2 protein-coding genes are annotated in these 1,584 nt (G+C 71.7%); both read left to right on the top strand.

Annotated features, from left to right (window positions below; all coding sequences use genetic code 11):
* On the top strand, positions 1–1,147 hold a 1,147-nt coding region (locus VF794_RS26670), incomplete at its 5' end, for a hypothetical protein (RefSeq protein ID WP_331115165.1).
* Positions 1,148–1,195: 48 nt separating this feature from the next.
* Positions 1,196–1,584, top strand: a 389-nt coding sequence (locus VF794_RS26665; RefSeq protein ID WP_331115163.1) for a Rieske 2Fe-2S domain-containing protein, incomplete at its 3' end; no start/stop codon positions are given.

The following is a 1,584-nucleotide window of genomic DNA, read 5'->3' as shown; positions in this document are numbered from 1 at the left end:
GGGCTCGGGCACGTCCTGGCAGCCGGACCTCATCCCCTCGTCGATGCTGCACTGGAACGTGGCGGGGTGGGGCCTGATGTTCCAGGGCCTGCTCTTCGGCGGCTACGACGTGCAGGGAGGGCCTCGGGGGGACAGCGCGCTGGCCGGAATCGGCTGGTTGATGCTGATGGCGGACCGCGAGCTGCCCTCGGGCCAGCTCGTGGCGAGCGTGATGCTGAGCCCCGAGCCCTTCACCGCGAGCGCCGACGGCGGCTACCCGCTGCTGCTCCAGACGGGAGAGACATTCGAGGACGCGCCGCTGCACGACCGGCAGCACCCGCATGACCTCTTCATGGAGCTGGCGCTCTCGTACTCGCACTACTTCTCGGACACGTGGGGCGTGATGCTCTACGCGGCGCCCGCGGGCGAGCCGGCGCTGGGCCCGGTGGCCTTTCCGCACCGGGTGTCGGCCTGGTACGACCCGCTGGCCGTGCTGGGGCACCACTGGCAGGACGCCACGCACATCTCCTTCGGGGTGCTGACGGCGGGCCTCCTCACGCCCATGGCGAAGCTGGAGGTCTCCTGGTTCAACGGCCGAGAGCCGGACGAGAACCGGTACGACCTGGACCTGCGGATGCCGGACTCGTACTCCGTGCGGCTGTCGGCCAACCCCACGGCCCGGGTGAGCACGCAGGTGTCCTACGGGTACCTCGAGAGCCCCGAGCTGCTCGAGCCGGACGTCTCCGTGCACCGGCTCACCGCGTCGGCCACGTACCACGCGCCCTTCGGGGCCCGGGGCTTCTGGGCGACCACGGCCGTCTTCGGCCGCGACGTGGAGAGCGAACACGAGGGCACCAACGCCTTCCTCCTGGAGAGCAGCCTGGACCTGGACGGGCACCACGTCCTCTTCGGGCGCGCCGAGTACGTCCGGAAGAGTGGGCACCACCTGGTGCTCCCCGAGCCGCTGGAGGAGGGCCTCTTCGACGTGGGGGCCCTCGTGCTGGGCTACGTCTACAACCTGGGCCCCTTCGGCCCGGTGCGGCCGGGGGTGGGCGTGCGCGGGGCGCTGAACGTGGTGCCCGAGGGGCTCGAGCCCTTCTACGGCGGCCGCACCCCGGTGGGGGGCATGGTGTACGTTCGGCTCGCCCCGGTCGGGAGTCACCCCTGAGTCATCGGGAAGCGTGCACTCGCCGGGCGTCTCATTAGACTGGCGGCCATGTCTTCTCGTGACGAGTCGCGCGCTTCGGGCACCCCTTCAGGAATCGTCTCGGTGGTGCGGCTCCCGCAGAGCTGGTTCATCCTCTGCGCCTCGCGCGAGCTGGGCCGCAAGCCGCTCGCGCGCACGCTGCAGGGCACGCCGCTCGTCCTCTTCCGCAACGAGGCCGGCAGGCCCGCCGCGCTGATGGACCGCTGCCCCCACCGCAACGTGCCCCTGTCCATGGGCAAGGTGGTGGGCGGCCAGCTTCAGTGCGGCTACCACGGCTGGCGCTTCGACGCCGCGGGCCAGTGCCGCGCCATCCCCGGCCTCCTCGGCGAGCCGGAGGCGAAGTCCCGCTGCGCCTCCTCGTTCGCCACGCGCGAGCAGGACGGCTTCGTCTGGGTGTA

This window comes from Archangium sp. (genome assembly GCF_036389735.1).
Taxonomy (GTDB): domain Bacteria; phylum Myxococcota; class Myxococcia; order Myxococcales; family Myxococcaceae; genus Archangium.
The sequence above is the reverse complement of the archived record's forward strand: the minus strand, read 5'-3'. Positions and strand labels throughout refer to the sequence as shown.